The sequence below is a fragment of the Pseudophaeobacter sp. EL27 genome (genome assembly GCF_900313025.1).
Classification (GTDB): Bacteria; Pseudomonadota; Alphaproteobacteria; order Rhodobacterales; family Rhodobacteraceae; genus Pseudophaeobacter.
In genome coordinates this window covers 338,199-354,072 of record NZ_OMPQ01000002.1, presented here as the reverse complement: position 1 = coordinate 354,072, position 15,874 = coordinate 338,199, and the positions used below count along the sequence as shown (strand labels likewise).

The following is a 15,874-nucleotide window of genomic DNA, read 5'->3' as shown; positions in this document are numbered from 1 at the left end:
GGACCGGGGTGAACGAACCACTGGTGGACCAGTTGTCGTGCCAACGGCAGTGCTGGGTAGCTATGTTCGGACAGGATAACCGCTGAAGGCATCTAAGCGGGAAGCCCCCCTCAAAACAAGGTATCCCTGAGGGCCGAGGTAGACCACCTCGTCAATAGGCCAGAGATGTAAGCGTGGTAACACGTTCAGTTGACTGGTACTAATCGCCCGATTGGCTTGATCTGATCTAGTAATAGACAGCCAAGAACCAAATAAGCACCACATGACAAAGACTTAATGTTGATTGTTTCTTCCGATATCAGCTGTGAAAACCGAAACATTCGGTGACATTACTGACGTGCGGCAACGGGCATTTGCTAAAGCAAATACCCTGCCTGCCGCGCGACCTCTTGGCGGAGCCAAGAGGGTCGGACTTGGATTTTTCTTGGTTTGGTGGCGATAGCGAGAGCAAAACACCCGGTCCCATCCCGAACCCGGAAGTTAAGTGCCTTTGCGCCAATGGTACTGCGGCTTAAGTCGTGGGAGAGTAGGTCACTGCCAAACCTAGTAAAATCCAAAATCTCAAAACGATAACATTAAGAATACCCTTCAGATCAAATCGCCCTGAAGGGGACACGCAGAATTGCTACCGGCAATACTGCAATTGTCCTCAAGTAGCCCAACGGGCAAGAGGACAAACGGGCTCAAATAGCGCTCCGCGCGGTAGCCCAAATAAAGTGTCGCGGGATGGAGCAGCCCGGTAGCTCGTCAGGCTCATAACCTGAAGGTCGTAGGTTCAAATCCTACTCCCGCAACCAATATACTTGTAAAGTAGAACACGACACCAAAGCCCCTTCGGGGTGGCTTTGCGCGTTAATGCTATATGGGCAGTGCTACGGTGGTGCTACACCGCACAGCAAACACCAGTTAAGTTGGCTAGACGTCTTCTGGGCGCTTTGGAAGTACTGTGGAAGCAGGCGGGGCGTGAAGCTAGACCTCGCCCCGTCCCTCTGCCTCAGGGCCTAGAAGATGACAAAGACCCAGACCGGCCACCAGCTGCGTTTTGCCGTTCTTGCGGGCCATGGACATAACGGCGGTGCGCACTGGGCGTTGTCCGGTTTCATCTTCGGAATAAATAGCTTCAAGGAAGTCGCGCTGCCAATCGCGGATCTGCAATTTTGTGTCGGCCAATGAACCTTGGGTGACGGGCAGATCTTCCAGGAAGGCCACCACGCGTTCAACGCGGCTTAGCCCTTCGACCTCCCATGGCAAGGTGGTGCGTAGAGCTGAGACTTCATCCTGGGCAAAGCCATCTCTCTACTCTATAAACTGTCTGTCTTACCCCCTGCTCAATGGTGAGGGCTGGAGTTGAGGGCACAGGGCGACTAAGGCCGGGGCATTGCCCCAACCTCCCCTTTGGACACTCCAAAGATGGCGAGGGCGGCCACAGCATAGGCGTTGTCTTCGTCCAGGCTGCGCATTGCCGAATACGCCAATCCTGCGCGCTCAGCCTCAGTAAGGCGAGCAATCAGCAGGATGGTCAGAGCATGTCAGGCGGCGGTGCTACCAATAGTGAGTGCGAAACCAACAGCCTTGGCAATGCGCTTATGGCCATCCTTACCGTACAAGGAGATTGCGCTTTTGCCTCTAGAAGTGGTATTCTTGCGGCAAGAGCCGAGAGGTTTCTTAGCAATTTTGACGCCGGGTGCAGTTGCCGCTGCCCCGGTGTTTTCTTTTCCCCGACTCAGACCCTTGTGAGCAGACTGTGCAGGATATGTGCAATCTGCTCCTGCCAGAGCGGCATTTGTTCCTGCCATGTTCTGATGTTCAGATTGTGCGCCGCTATCGCGCTCCAAGTAACCTACTTGATTTTCAAGGTTATTTGGCGACCCCGGCAGGATTCGAACCTGCAACCTGCCCCTTAGGAGGGGGCTGCTCTATCCAGTTGAGCCACGGGGCCGGGCCTGTTTACGCGATAGCAAATCCTCTGGGCTATCACAATGAGGCGCAGGGCCTTGGCAATTGTTTATTCTATGGTTTTGTCGCGTGCCTTTCCTGCGCCGCCCCATTGTACTGCGCGCGCGCACTGGCTAACCTGAAAGCAGCAGAAAATATGAGGCCTTAGAACGTGACCACGGAAACCAAGCGCCCGCTCACCCTACGTGATGTATCAGAAGCCACAGGCGTGTCAGAGATGACCGTAAGCCGGGTGTTGCGAAACCGCGGAGATGTCTCTGAAAAAACCCGCGTCAAGGTTTTGACCGCCGCCAAGGAGCTGGGCTATGTGCCCAACAAGATTGCCGGGGCGCTGGCCTCCAAGCGGGTCAACCTGGTGGCGGTGATCATTCCCTCCCTGTCCAATATGGTCTTTCCCGAAGTGCTGACAGGCATCAACCAGGTGCTGGAGAATACCCCATTGCAGCCGGTGGTCGGGGTTACGGATTATCAGCCTGAAAAAGAGGAAAAAGTTCTCTATGAGATGCTGTCCTGGCGGCCCTCTGGGGTGATCATTGCCGGGCTGGAACATACCGAAGCGGCACGGGCGATGCTCAATGCTGCAGGTATCCCGGTGGTGGAAATCATGGACACGGACGGCAAGCCGGTGGATTCCATGGTGGGGATTTCCCATCGCCGTGCAGGCAGCGAGATGGCCAAAGCCATCCTCAAGGCGGGCTATCGACATATCGGTTTCATGGGCACAAAGATGCCGCTGGACCACCGGGCCCGTAAGCGGTTCGAGGGCTTTACCGAGGCGCTGGCGAAGGAAGGCGTCGAGATTGAGGATCGCGCGTTTTATTCCGGTGGCTCGGCTCTGGCAAAGGGGCGCGAGATGACGCAAGAGATGCTGGAACGCTCACCTGAACTCGATTTCCTATATTATTCCAACGATATGATTGGTGCGGGCGGGTTGTTGCACCTGATGGATCAGGGCATTGATGTGCCGGGGCAGATTGGCCTGGCCGGGTTCAACGGGGTTGAGCTCTTGCAGGGATTGCCGCGTCAGCTGGCCACCATGGATGCCTGCCGATTGGAGATTGGTCGCAAGGCGGCCGAGATCATTGCCTCGCAGCTGGATGACCCAGAAGCGGTGCAAGAACATCATATCACCCTGACCCCCACCATTTCCTTTGGTGACACGCTCAAGCGGCGCTGATGGCTATGGCGCGCCTAGACAACACACAGGCGCGGCGGCTGTTCATGGATCGTCACGCCCTGTTGGAGTCGCCAAGCGGAGGCTCCAAAGGTGCGGACCTGTTGCAGCTGATTTCCCGGCTGGGCTTTGTGCAGCTCGACAGTATCAACACTGTGGCCCGCGCCCATGATATGATCCTCTATTCCCGCCGCCCCAGCTATCGTCCCAAACACCTGACTGACCTCTATCATGGCGGCGGTGCCCTGTTTGAGCACTGGACCCATGATGCGGCGATGATCCCGCTGGCCTATTATCCGCAGTGGCATCTGCGGTTTCAGCGGGATGAAGACTTGCTGCGCAAACGCTGGCGCAACTGGCGGCGTGACGGGTTTGAGCAACAGTTTGAGAGGGTGCTCACTCACATCCGCGATCATGGGCCGGTTAGTTCGTCTGATCTGGGCAAGGATGAGAAAAAGAGCTCGGGCGGCTGGTGGGATTGGCACCCGTCAAAGACTGCACTGGAGTATCTGTGGCGCACCGGGGCGCTGACCGTGATTGGCCGTTCAGGGTTTCAAAAGCGCTACGATCTGACGGAGCGGGTGATAGAGGAGGCGTTCCATGCGCCCGCAGATCAGCTGGATCCGGGGCAAACGGTCGATTGGCTGTGCAACAATGCCCTGGACCGGCTTGGCTTTGCCACGCCAGGAGAGCTTGCCGCGTTCTGGGACACGGCCAGCAACGCCGAGGCGCGCAGCTGGTGCCAAGAGGCCAAGGCCCGTGGCGAGATCGAAGAGATCGAGATTGCAGCCACGGATGGAAGCCTGCGCAAGTGTTTTGCCCGTCCTGGGGTGATTGAGCAGGCCGAAGAGCTGGGGCCCGCGCCGGGGCGGATGCGAGTGCTCAGCCCCTTTGACCCGATGCTGCGCGACCGCAAACGGGCCGAGCGGTTGTTTGGGTTCCACTACCGGATCGAGGTCTTCACCCCGGCGCCCAAGCGGCAATATGGCTACTATGTCTTTCCGCTGATCGAAGGGCAGAAAATGGTGGGTCGCATCGATATGAAGGCGGACCGTGCAGCGGATTGCCTGCGGGTGACCGGGTTGTGGCCCGAGCGCCGTGTGACCTTCACGCCTGCGCGCATCAAGCGGTTGGAGGCGGAACTTGAGCGGGTGGCGCGGTTTTCTGGCGTCAAGAGCGTTGCTTTTGCGGATGGCTGGCTGCGGGAGCCGATTTAAGAAGACCGCAAACTTTTTGACTGGCAGGTCAGACGGAGCCTCGTTCCGAGGCCCTGTGTCTGGGGCGGGTTTTGTCAGGCAGGGGGCTGATAATAGGCGGCGTTCTTTACTTTGCTGTAGTGGCCATCGAAATCCCCGCCCTCTTCCCAAAACTGGGCAGCCCCCGGAAGGACCGACATGGAAGCGACTTTTGCCACTGCATGTTTTCGGATTAACCGGTTCAACCTGGCCGAATAACGGTTGGTCAGTCGAACGTCCCAGCTTTCTCCCTTGTGGTCGGTGAAGATGCCGTCTTCTGCCCCCATCCGGGTTTCGCTCACGGTGTTGGTTTGTGAATGACGTAGCCTGCCGTCACTTGGGCGTTCGAGAACAAAATCGACAAAGCCCATGGTCCCAGTTCGCTCTTTCCACGAAGTGCCATTGTTTTGGCTTGGATCCAACGGCCTTCTCTCGATCTCCGGGTTGGGGCCTGATCCCTTGACCCACAAGTTCAAAAAGACATGCGAGCGCGCGCTCCCGTCTTGGTGGGGGACGTCAAACTCAGCAAGAACATCCTCTACATTCGAAAAAGCGCGAACGTTTTGGCCCGGTTGAGATGCCAGCTCGTAAACATCGACCTCACCGGCACCGATTATCTCGCTCAGGATAGCTGTGTGATCCTCAAGTGTTCCGAACCAATGACAGTTTGGCATTGTGTTTCCAATCTTGTTCTGGGGCTTGACGTTTGTGTTCAACTGCCAAGGCAATTGTTTGCATTTGATGTCATTCCGGGCGCAGGTTCGCCTCGATCACGGCGCGATAATCTGCCGGGGCCGGGCGGGCTTTGAACTCTGACGGATCGATGAAAACACAGGTGAAACGGCCCTCAAAGCACAGCGTGCCGTTCTGGCGCGCATCGACGCGAAAGGTCACGGATTTATTGCCAATGGCGGCGGGCCAGACCTCACACTCCAGACGATGACGCGGGGTGACGGGCGAGCGGAACTCGAAGTTCATCGACACAAAAGGCGTGCCGGTGCCGCGATCCAATTCCATCTGATACCAGCCGTCCCCCTCCAGGTGGTGCTCCCACCAGGCATCGATGGCCTCCAGCGCAAAACTGGGCAAATGGCCGGTATAGGCAATCTGTGCCGGGTCACAGTGGCCCCAGCCAACGCGGATACTGTGGACAAAGGCGGCGTCGTCGCCGGTTCTACCAACTTGTTTTGGCATCTTGAGTTCCTTGCCTGCGCTGAGGGTGCGCCAATCTAACTTTGAGGCGGGGATCTTTCAAACCACCCTTAACAAAAAGCCCTCTCCCAGCAGGCTGGGAGAGGGCGTATTTTAGTCTACCTGTGCCGGAGCTTAGTACAACAGATACAGCGGCAGCAGAGTGATAAACGGGAACATCACCAGGATAATCACCCGGACGATATCGGAGGCGACAAAGTACATAACCGCCTTGTAGGTATCGATCATCTTGGTCTTGCGATCCATTGCGTTGATGATGAAGAGGTTCATCCCAACCGGAGGTGTAATCAGGCCCACTTCGACCACGATGAGCACCAGAATACCAAACCAGATGGCGACATATTCAGACTCGATGCGGTTGACGCGACCCTCGGTGACCCGAATGCCCAGTTCCTTCATCTGCTCGCGAGTGAGTTCAGTGCCCGTTGCAATGGCATCTTGTATCGAGGCGAGCATCTCTGCTCCCATGCCTTCAGGCACACCGTTACTCAGCACCTCCATCGCGGCACTTGCCTGCATGTCGATCAGCGAGAGCAGGCCAAAGTCCATGACTGAGATCACCGGGAAGAAGATTGGAATTGTCAGCAGGATCATTGACAGGCTGTCCATCAGGCATCCAAAGACCAGATAGAAGGCGAGGATCAGCGCCAGAACCATCCAGGGGCTATAGCCCTGGCTGACAACAAAATCCGCCAGTTCCTGTGGCACTTTGGTCAGGGCGAGGAAACCATTGTAAAAGCCGGCCCCCAGCACGATGAAAAAGATCATCGCGGTGGAGCGTGCCGTCACCATGAAGCTGTCGACCAGATTGGGGCGGTCCAGCCCGCCGTTCATCCAGGCAATCAAGCCGGTGCCGAATGCGCCCACTGCCGCACCCTCGGTCGGGGTGAACAACCCACCGTAGATGCCGCCTACAACCAGGCCAAAGACCATGAGCACTGGCCAGACCTTGACGAGATTGCTCATGCGTTCGGACCAGGGAATGGCAGGGCGGGTGCCTGCCGCCTTGGGGTTGAGGCGCACGTAGATGGAAATCACGATGACATAGCCGATCGCCGCCAGCAGACCGGGGATAAAGGCCGCGAGGAACAGTTTGGCGATGTTTTGTTCGGTCAGAATGGCATAGATCACCAGCACCACTGAGGGCGGGATCAGAATGCCCAGGGTGCCGCCCGCTGCCAATGTGGCGGTGGAGAAGCCACCGGCATAGCCATATTGCTTCAGCTCTGGCAGGGCGACGCGGCCCATGGTGGCTGCTGTTGCCAGCGAGGAGCCACAGATCGCCCCAAAGCCGGCGCAGGCCCCGATCGAGGCCATGGCAACACCGCCCTTTTTGTGGCCCAGGAAACCTTCGGCGGCTTTGAACAGCGCCGAGGACATGCCACCCAGGGTAGCAAAATGGCCCATCAGCAGGAACATCGGCACGATGGTCAGCGAATAGGAAGAGAAGGTGGTGTAGGTCTCACTTTTGAGACGGCCAAAGGCCACCTGGGTGCCATCGGTGACCAGGATCAAGCCACCCAGACCAACGAGAAACATCGACAGGCCAATCGGCACCCGCAGAAAGATAAGCCCCATCAGAACCGGAAAGGAGGCAATGCCAATTTCAAGAGTAGTCACTGTTCACCCTCCACGCCGTCCCAGATCTGGATACGGCCGGTAAAAAATTCATAAGTGCGGACGGCAGCCATATAGAGGCCAAGCACGGCGGCAATGACAGCGCCGAACAGGCTGGCCCCAAAGGCCCACCAGACCTTGAACTCCAGCAGGAAAGAGGTCTCTCCATTGCCAAATTTACTGATGGTGCCCGCAGCCAGTCGCCAGGCAATCAGCACCAGGACGGCAGCAAACAGGATTTCAGTGACCATGCGCAAAAAGCGGTTTACACCGCGAGGGAATGCATTGGCGACGACATCAACTGCGGCATGTCCGGCAGAGATCTGGCAGAGCGGGATAAAGGCAAAGATCGCAAAGGCAACACCTGCCTCAACCAATTCGAAATCGCCATTGATTGGCCCTACCCAGGTGATCATCCAGTCCGAAAACCCCGGTGCAATCGACTGCATAATATCGCCGTGGAAGACGCCATTAAGCAAACGGCCGACAATCGACAGGCAGGTCATAATGATCAGGAGAGAGAGGACCATACCGCCGATAATGGCCATGGTTCTGGCCAGCCCCATCATGAGCTTGTGCATGGTTTAAACCCTTTATTGTGCGCAAAGGGCCGCGGCACCAGGTGCTGCTGCGGCCCTTTGACTGTATTTCTAGCTTACTTCACGTATTGTGGCGTGTATTTTTCGATCAGGTAGGAGGCTTCATCCAGAAGCGCCTGACCGTCGATGCCTTTTTCGGTCATGTCGGCCAGCCATTTGTCATAGACGGGCTGGGCCAGGTTGCGCCATTCAGCGGTCTGCTCTTCGTCCAGGGTAATGACGTTGTTGCCGTTGTCCAGCGCAGCTTCACGCGATGGGCCATCGGAATCGGCCATGGTGCCACCCGCAAAGACCGAGAATTCCAGACCGGAGTTCTCGTCGATTGCGGCTTTCTGGGCGTCGGACAGGCTCTCGTACTTCTCTTTGTTCATCGCCAGAACAAAGGTCAGGGTGTAGAGCGCTTTGCCGGTGAACTCAGTGTGGCTTTCAACCAGCTCTGGCACTTTCAATGCTGCGGTGACTTCCCATGGGATGGTGGTGCCGTCGATCACGCCTTTGGACAGGCCTTCGGGGATCGCAGGTACGGGCATACCAACGGGGGTTGCACCCAGCTGTGTCAGCAGCGAGTTGACCGAACGGCCACCGCCACGGATTTTCATGCCCTGCAGATCGGCAGGGGTTTCAACCGGATCAGAAGTGTGGATGATGCCGGGGCCGTGAACCCATGTGCCCAGGATTTTGACGTCCTTGAACTCGGTGTCTTTCATGTGCTTGTCGAACATTTCCCAATAGGCTTGCGAGGTGGCACGGGCATTGGTCATCATGAAGGGCAGTTCAAAGACTTCGGTCGAAGGGTAGCGGCCAGGTGTATAGGCAACCACGGTCCAGACGATGTCTGCAACGCCGTCGATGGCCTGGTCCATCAGCTCTGGTGGCTTACCGCCCAGCTGCATGGACGGAAAGCGGTCGATGGTGATCTCGCCACCGGAGGCCGCTTCGACCTTGTCGGCCCAGACATCAAGGATCAGCTTTGGCACGTTGGCCTGGGCTGGCAGGAACTGGTGCAGTTTCAGGGTTACGTTTTCGGCAAATGCCGAAGTGGCGCTCAGGGCTACGATGGCGGCGGCGCCGGCAGCTCCAAGAAGCTTTCTACGAGTGGTCATATGATTCCTCCCTTTGACCTTATATTTTACCATCCTATTGCTACCGGAAAACGATATTGCAACAAGAGGCGCGATTCTTTCCATTTTGTTCCCGGAGGGTCGGGATTTGTTCGCGAAACGAACGGGCTGACCCCCTGCTATTGGGTGCATTTGTAACTATCAATGCCGGATCATGTATTTTTCACTCATGAATTTGGCGATCAGAGATGTCATCAGTTCCCGCCTCCCCATACAGTAAAATGTGTTACAAGTTTTCCGCGCTGACCAACTGTGTGATACATATCAACATTATGCAATACGTTTTTCAATCCCTCACGGCCAGACAATAAGGCGACAAGATCGCGCAGGCAGGCGCCCCTCTCCCTTGGGCGATGGTGCAGATCTTTGTCGCTGCAAGAGCTGTTAGAACTCTAATATGCAAAGCGGAATTGCCTTTGCGAATGGACCGAGCACACATTGCGTTGCATCTTTCGTACCTGATCCGCCTCTGAGGCTGAATCCTACTCGGCGTCTGACAGATGCAACGAGACTGGCGCGAGACCGGTGATTCCACCCTGCATATGCTGCCCAGCCAGGGCGGGGCCGACACCTGCGGGGGTGCCGGTGAGAATCAGATCACCAGGGCGCAGATGGTAGAAACCGGACAGGTGACAGATGATTTCCTCGACCGACCAGATCAGCTCTGACAGGGTGGCGTCCTGTTTGGTCTCCCCGTCCAGGGTCAGCCAGATCCGTTGATCTGCCACTGGTCCCCAGTCGCTGGCCTTGGTGATTGGGGCAAACACACTGCCCTGCTCCAGGTCTTTGCCCAGATCCCAGGGGCGCTGCTTTTTGCGTTCGCGGATCTGCAGATCACGCCGGGTCATATCCAGAGCGCAGCCGTAGCCATAAATGACAGCACGGGCCTCTTGTGGTGTGGCGCGAAACACCGGTGCGCCAATGGCCAGGGCCAGCTCCATTTCGTAGTGAAAATTCTCGGTCCCCGGAGGGTAGGGGGCAGAGCCGCCAGACAGCATCGCATTGGCGCTGGATTTGGTGAAGTAGAACGGCGCCTCGCGGTCGACCTCGACCCCCATTTCGGCGGCATGGGCGGCATAGTTGCGGCCCACACAAAAGATCCGGCCAATGGGAAATTCTGCCGTTTCGCCCTGTACCGGGATAGTCAGGGGCTCGGGGAGTGGGAACAGGGTTTCTGGCATGTCAGCACCTCTATTTCTGGCGGCAGGTTTGAACCTGCCTCTGCCTATGTGGTGCCACCATAAGGAGATATTCCGCCTTGCCTATAGGAAAGGATGCGCTTTGTGATTAGCGCATCACAAAGGGGTCGGGGATGGGTTCATCCGAGGTGCGCAGCCAGACGGCTTTGACCTTGGTGTAATCCAGCGCAGCCTGCAGCCCGCCTTCGCGTCCGTGTCCCGACAATCCATGGCCGCCAAAGGGCGCAATGGGAGAGACCGCCCGATAGGTATTGACCCAGACGATGCCGGCGCGAATGCCCCGGATCATCCGATGCGCCCGTGTCAGGCTCTGGGTGAACACACCAGAGGCGAGGCCAAACTTGGTGTCATTGGCAATCCTCAGCGCCTCGGCCTCGGTGTCAAAACTGACCACCGACAGTACCGGGCCAAAGAACTCGGTATTCAGGCAGGGGGCATCTGGTGCCTCTGAGCAATCCAGAATGGTTGGCGGAAAGTAATAGCCCGGACCATCCGGCGCGCTGCCGCCAGTGACCAACTTGGCGCCGGCCTCTGTGGAGGCGGCGATCAAGGCCAGCGCATGGTCGCGCTGCGCCTTGGTGCAGAGCGGGCCAATCTCGGTTGCCATATCATCCGGGGCCCCAATGACCACGGCCTCGGCCTTTTCCTTTAACCGCGCCAGGAACTCATCCTTGATCGTGCTTGCAATCACCAGCCGCGAACCGGCAACGCAGCTTTGCCCAGTCGCGGCAAAAATACCTGAGATCTGTGCATTCACTGCGCTTTCGATATCGGCATCTTCAAAAACGATGAAAGGCGATTTGCCGCCCAGCTCCAGCGATGTAGAGGCCAGGTTTTCAGCAGAGTTGCGCACGATATGGCGGGCAGTGTCCGGCCCACCGGTAAAGGCGACATGGGCCACGCTTGGGTGCGAGGTGAGCGTTGCGCCTGCCTCTGGCCCACCGGTGATCACGTTCAAGACACCCGTCGGGAACCCCGCCTGATCAAAGATACGGGCAAACTCCAGCATTGGTGCCGGGGCTTCTTCAGACGCCTTGAGCACCACGGTGCAGCCCGCCGCCAGCGCCGGACCAATTTTGACTGCCGACAGGAACAATTGCGAGTTCCACGGCACAATAGCCGCCACCACGCCCAGCGGTTCGCGCCGCAGCCAGACCTCCATATCGGGCTTATCAATCGGCAGATGTGCGCCCTCGATTTTGTCCGCCAGCCCGGCGTAGTAGCGGTAGTATTCCGCCACATAGGCAATCTGGGCCGAGGTTTCGCGGATGATCTTGCCGGTGTCGCGGGTTTCCAGCTCGGCTAGATGCTGGGCGTTTTCCGTCACCAGATCCGCCAGTCTCAGCAGCAGTTTACCACGCTGGCTGGCTGTCATATCGGCCCAATCCGGAGCAAAGAACGCATCTTCTGCAGCCTGAACGGCCCGGTCTACATCCGCCGAGCTGGCTTCCGGCATCTTGGCCCAGGGCCTGCCGGTGGCAGGGGCCAGGCTGTCGAACTGCGCGGATCCGGCCTCGAACTGGCCGCCGATATAGTGGTGAAACTGCTGCATGATCTGTCCTTTGCGACGGCAGGCTTTTAGGCGAAGGCTGGCATGACCTCGTTGATGAAACGCTCAAGCGAGGATTTCTTGCGCTCAAAGCTCATGCTGGAGTCGATCCAGAATGAATACTCATCATAGCCCAGGGCCTCGTATTTCTTGACCCGTTCAATCACGCCTGCGGGTTCCGCGATCACCAGATCACGTTCCATCGCTTCGGGGGAGTAGAAAGGATGCGCTGCGATCTCTTCATCCGAGAGCGGTGCGATCAGGCCCTGCTCGACCTCGCGCTCGTTTTTGAACCAGGCGCCAAAATAGCAATAGAACCGGTTCAGCTCCTCTGCCGCCAGCTTCACGTCCTCGGCACTATCGGCGACATAGGTGTGCTGCAGCAGCATGATCTTGGGGCGCGGGATGTCCGGGAACTTGGCGCAGGCATCGGTGAAGCGACCCATCAGGCTCTCAATCTCACCATCGCCTTGCCACAGTGGCGTGACCTGTACGTTGCAGTGATTGGCAACGGCAAACTCGTGGCTGTTGGGATCGCGGGCGGCAACCCAGATCGGTGGGCCGTCCTGCTGCAATGGCTTGGGCGAGGACGTGGTTTTCGGGAAGGAATGGAATTCCCCTTCCTGGGCATAGTCACCTTTCCACAAGCTCTGCACGGCGGGGATCAGCTCGCGCATGCGCTGGCCTGCCTCCCAAGCGCCCATGCCCGGCATCATGCGCTCGTACTCATAGGAATAGGCGCCGCGGGCAATGCCAAGATCCAACCGACCCTCGGTGATGATGTCAGTCAGGGCGGCCTCACCCGCGAGGCGGATTGGATGCCAGAAGGGCGCAATTACCGTGCCGGTGCCGAGGCGCACGTTCTCGGTGTGGCGGGCCACATCGACGAGGTTTAGAAACGGGTTGGGCGAGATGGTGAAATTCATCCCGTGGTGCTCACCGGTCCAGATGGCATGCATACCGCCGCGATCGGCGATTTTGCACAACTCGATGAATTCATCATAAAGCTGCTTCTGGTCCTGGTCGGGCGAAATGCGCTCCATATGCGCAAACAAGGAAAACTTCATGTCATTCAACTCCCTGACACGATTTTGCGGACATCGCCGCTGATCTGGTTGCCGTAAAATACCCCGTAATTGCCCATGCGGCTTTCACTGGCAAAGCGTTCCAGCATGATGCGCAGGGCCGGGTCGGTCACCTCCATCATGGTTGAGTCGCTAAGCGGCGTGAAACAGCCCTGCTTTGGCGCGCCACCGGCGGCCTGACACAGGAACGAGATATGCTGGTGTTCGCGCGCACCATCTTCAAAAACTGAATAGATAAACCCTGGATCCGCTTCGAGACCTGAGGCGGCGATCAGCTCGGTCAGGGCGACCGAAGCCCCAGCGCGCCCCACGGGTTTTTGTGGCAGGGTCAGCCCGCCATTGCCATCATCAACCAGTAGCACCTCTCCGGCGCGCTCAATCAAGGCGGAGACCACCAGATTGGCGCCCTGCGCCAGAGCTTCGGCCTCAGCTGCGGGGGTGACATAGGCGCCACGGGCATAGCCCAGGCCGGGGGCGGTGCTGGTGTCGAATGCTTCGACCTTGCCGATCAGGATCACGTGGTCGCCTGCCTCAACGGTTTTATGCATGCTGCAGTCGAACCAGGCCGAGACGCCTGCCAGAATGGGCGAGCCCTGCGGGCCCTTTTGCCAGTCCACCGCTGCAAAGCGATCCTCGGAGGGGCGGGCAAAGGTGTTGGAGATGTCTTTCTGATCTTCGGCCAGGATATTCACCGCAAAACCAGAGGCCTGGGTCAGGGCATCATAGTTTTTTGAGCCATTGGCGAGGCAGACCAGAACCAAAGGCGGGTCCAGCGAGACCGAGGAAAAGGAGTTGGCTGTAAAGCCCAGGGGCGTGCCTGCCGCGTCGTGGCTGGTCACCACGGTGACGCCGGTCATGAAGGTGCCAAAGGCATCGCGCAAGGCGCGGGGATCAAGCGGGGCAGGGGCCATTGGGGTCTCCTTGGTTTGGTCCGACGTTTCATCGGGGGCGGTTTCGGGGCGGCGCAGCCAGCGGGATAGGCTATCGGTCACTGCATCAGGCAGGGTTAGATTAACCATATGGCGGCCGGGCAGAATTTCCAGCTCACCGCGCTGGGCCTGTTCCGCCATGGCACGTGACATGGCTGGGGTGGAGTTGGGATCGGCGTCCCCCGTCAGCGCCAGCAGTGGGCAGGTGATCTGCCCCCATTGGTCGGCATAGGTGGCATCACCGCGGGCAAAGGCGCCATAGGCGGTGGCATAGCCGCCCATATCAACCGAGGCGAGCCAGCTCGCCACCTGGGCACGGGCCTGTTGCTCAATTAGGCTGTCGCCAAACCAGCGGCTGAGCGGGGTTTCCAGATCGACCTTACCGGCCTTGATCTCGGCGGCGCGGGCGAGCACGGCTTCGCGGGCCTGATCCGAGCGTCGGAAGACACCGTTTACCAGTGCCACCCGGCGCAGCATTTCGGGATGGGTGCAGGCAAAGCCGCCTGCAATCAGCGCGCCCATGGAGTGACCCGCCAGATTGACGGGGCCTGTTTGGAGCGCCGTAAGCGCGGCTTTGAGCCAGGCGATGTAATCCGGCAGGTCGGAACCTTCGGGCAGGGGGCTGCTGCCCCCATGGCCCGGCATATCCAGCGCCAGCACACGGTGGCTCTTTGACAGTGCCTCAAGCTGCGGACCCCAGGCGGCGCTTTGCATGCCAACCCCGTGGATCAGTACCAAAGGCTCGCCGCGACCGGCTGCGCGATAGCTGAGGGTCCCGAAGGGCTCAGACAGCTGCAGGGTTGTCGACGTCATGGCCCAGATCCTTCAGGTCTTGGTAGCGGTCGCCAATGCGGTGATGGGGGCGACCACCAATGGAGGCGCCAAGGGCCACGACGATCTCATCTGCGGCGGGTGCGTCAGCGACCGAGCATTGAATGGTCAGGTAGTGCGAGCGACGGCCGCCGTCATTCTTGTCCATCAGGGGGATCATCAGCGGTGCATTGGCCGGGCCACGGGTGTTGCAGAAGGCAAGGTAGCTCTTGGCGCCAACGGCTTCGCGGTAATGGTTGCCAAAGCGCAGGGTGTGGATCAACGCCGAGGCATGCTCGACCTCGCCGTCCAGACCAACAATGGCGGATTTTCCGTAGCCTTCGACCTTGTCGCCGCCACCGGCAGCATCCAGCACCATCTTGGTCAGCATCTCGCCCAGACCCGGCGCGCAGTCATGAATTTCCGGCTTCAGATCATCCACAAAGCCGCGCCCGGCCCAAGGGTTTTTGATCACGGCAATGGCAGCAATCATCTTGAGCGGCGTGGCGGCCTCTTTGCCGCCCTCGATCAGGGTTTCTTCGACGTGCAGCAGGGTTTTGCGAATGATTGCGGGCATGGGGCACCTGAATTGGAGTGAAACTGTTTTACTGACATATGGTATACCATAATCCCGTCCGTCAAGAATTAGTTGTCTCTTTTTGAGGGGGCTGGTAGGTAGAAGCCATGGAAAACCCCGCTCTGGCTCAGCTGAAAATCGAACAACCGCCTGCAACGCTTCGTGAAATCGTGCAGGAGAAAATGCGTGAGGCGATCATTTCTGGCGTGTTCTCGCCGGGTGAACGTCTGGTGGAGCGGCCCCTTTGTGATCAATTGGGAGTCAGCCGGACGGTGATCCGCGAGACGATTCGCTATCTTGAGGCCGAAGGTCTGGTGGAGATCCTGCCCAATCGCGGCCCCATCGTGGCGCCGCTGAGTTGGGAGGATGCGCGCCAGATCTACGAGATCCGTCGCATGCTGGAAACCGCAGCTGCCATGGCCTGCGCCCAGTCGGGGTCCGCCAGTTTGCACGCGGAGTTGCAGGCTGCGCTTGAAGCGCTGAAACAGGCCTTTGCGCAGAACGCTTCAGAGGCGCTGCCGGGGGCCTTGTTTAAGGCCTCGACCGGGTTTTACCAGGTGATGTTTGAGGCCGCGGGTCATCATATCGCCTGGGAGGTGGTCAATCGGCTTAACGGGCGGATCAGCCGGTTGCGGGCGATGACGCTTTCGTCCTCGGATCGCACCCAGCCGGGGCTGTCCCATATGCAGGCAATCTGTGATGCCATCGTGGCGGGCGATGCAGCGGCGGCGCAGCGCGCGGTGGAGACCCATCTGGCGGATGCCTCCGCCGTGGCCGAACGGCTGCTTTCAGGGGAAGAAAAGGAATAGCA

At 58.5% G+C, this 15,874-nt stretch carries 14 protein-coding genes, 2 tRNA genes and 2 rRNA genes; 6 read left to right on the top strand and 12 right to left on the bottom strand.

Annotated features, from left to right (window positions below; translation table 11 throughout):
* The 3 genes from ED661_RS01855 to ED661_RS01845 form a co-directional block, all read left to right on the top strand.
* Positions 1-224: ribosomal RNA gene (locus ED661_RS01855) — 23S ribosomal RNA — on the top strand; the annotation flags it as partial.
* Between the two features lie 204 nt (positions 225-428).
* Positions 429-543: ribosomal RNA gene (gene rrf, locus ED661_RS01850) — 5S ribosomal RNA — on the top strand.
* Positions 544-720: 177 nt separating this feature from the next.
* Positions 721-797 (top strand) — tRNA-Met (locus tag ED661_RS01845).
* A 172-nt stretch (positions 798-969) separates the two neighbouring features.
* Here the strand turns inward: ED661_RS01845 and ED661_RS01840 are convergent.
* Together ED661_RS01840 and ED661_RS01835 are read right to left on the bottom strand one after the other, a co-directional pair.
* The gene (locus ED661_RS01840) at positions 970-1,251 is read right to left on the bottom strand and encodes a hypothetical protein (protein WP_122072240.1); all 282 of its coding nucleotides are present in this window, start codon (positions 1,249-1,251) and stop codon (positions 970-972) included.
* A 611-nt stretch (positions 1,252-1,862) separates the two neighbouring features.
* Positions 1,863-1,939, bottom strand: a tRNA-Arg gene (locus ED661_RS01835).
* 168 nt (positions 1,940-2,107) lie between these two features.
* On the opposite strand from ED661_RS01835, the gene ED661_RS01830 reads away from it, so the two are divergent.
* Entirely contained in the window at positions 2,108-3,133 is a 1,026-nt protein-coding gene (locus ED661_RS01830) for a LacI family DNA-binding transcriptional regulator (RefSeq protein WP_122072239.1), read from the top strand.
* Positions 3,133-4,347: a winged helix-turn-helix domain-containing protein gene (locus tag ED661_RS01825; RefSeq protein ID WP_122072238.1), complete on the top strand. Its 1,215-nt coding sequence runs from the start codon at positions 3,133-3,135 to the stop codon at positions 4,345-4,347. Before ED661_RS01830 ends, ED661_RS01825 begins: the two co-directional genes overlap by 1 nt.
* A 74-nt stretch (positions 4,348-4,421) precedes the next feature.
* On the opposite strand, the gene ED661_RS01820 is transcribed toward ED661_RS01825, so the two are convergent.
* The 10 genes from ED661_RS01820 to ED661_RS01775 form a co-directional block, all read right to left on the bottom strand.
* Positions 4,422-5,039, bottom strand: coding sequence for a hypothetical protein (locus tag ED661_RS01820; protein WP_122072237.1), 618 nt, complete (start codon positions 5,037-5,039; stop codon positions 4,422-4,424).
* Positions 5,040-5,109: 70 nt separating this feature from the next.
* On the bottom strand, positions 5,110-5,559 hold the full coding sequence (locus ED661_RS01815) for a thioesterase family protein (RefSeq protein ID WP_122072236.1): 450 nt from the start codon (positions 5,557-5,559) through the stop codon (positions 5,110-5,112).
* 132 nt (positions 5,560-5,691) lie between these two features.
* Positions 5,692-7,197 carry a TRAP transporter large permease gene (locus ED661_RS01810; protein WP_122072235.1) on the bottom strand — a complete coding sequence of 502 codons (1,506 nt, stop codon included), beginning with the start codon at positions 7,195-7,197 and terminating at the stop codon, positions 5,692-5,694.
* On the bottom strand, positions 7,194-7,775 hold the full coding sequence (locus ED661_RS01805; protein ID WP_122072234.1) for a TRAP transporter small permease: 582 nt from the start codon (positions 7,773-7,775) through the stop codon (positions 7,194-7,196). The genes ED661_RS01810 and ED661_RS01805 overlap by 4 nt, the downstream gene beginning before the upstream one ends.
* Positions 7,776-7,849: 74 nt before the next feature.
* Positions 7,850-8,896, bottom strand: a complete 1,047-nt coding sequence (locus ED661_RS01800) for a TRAP transporter substrate-binding protein (protein WP_122072233.1) — start codon at positions 8,894-8,896, stop codon at positions 7,850-7,852.
* A gap of 500 nt (positions 8,897-9,396) precedes the next feature.
* Complete coding sequence (locus tag ED661_RS01795) at positions 9,397-10,095, bottom strand: fumarylacetoacetate hydrolase family protein (protein WP_122072232.1); 699 nt, start codon at positions 10,093-10,095, stop codon at positions 9,397-9,399.
* A 106-nt stretch (positions 10,096-10,201) separates the two neighbouring features.
* Positions 10,202-11,665, bottom strand: a complete 1,464-nt coding sequence (locus ED661_RS01790) for an aldehyde dehydrogenase (protein WP_122072231.1) — start codon at positions 11,663-11,665, stop codon at positions 10,202-10,204.
* 26 nt (positions 11,666-11,691) lie between these two features.
* Entirely contained in the window at positions 11,692-12,729 is a 1,038-nt protein-coding gene (locus ED661_RS01785) for an LLM class flavin-dependent oxidoreductase (RefSeq protein ID WP_122072230.1), read from the bottom strand.
* A gap of 5 nt (positions 12,730-12,734) precedes the next feature.
* Positions 12,735-14,489, bottom strand: a complete 1,755-nt coding sequence (locus tag ED661_RS01780; RefSeq protein WP_122072229.1) for an alpha/beta fold hydrolase — start codon at positions 14,487-14,489, stop codon at positions 12,735-12,737.
* Entirely contained in the window at positions 14,461-15,063 is a 603-nt protein-coding gene (locus tag ED661_RS01775) for an amino acid synthesis family protein (RefSeq protein ID WP_122072228.1), read from the bottom strand. Before ED661_RS01775 ends, ED661_RS01780 begins: the two co-directional genes overlap by 29 nt.
* Before the next feature lie 107 nt (positions 15,064-15,170).
* Here ED661_RS01775 and ED661_RS01770 point away from each other — a divergent pair, with 107 nt between their 5' ends.
* Entirely contained in the window at positions 15,171-15,872 is a 702-nt protein-coding gene (locus ED661_RS01770; RefSeq protein ID WP_122072227.1) for a GntR family transcriptional regulator, read from the top strand.
* The last annotated feature ends 2 nt before the right edge of the window (positions 15,873-15,874 follow it).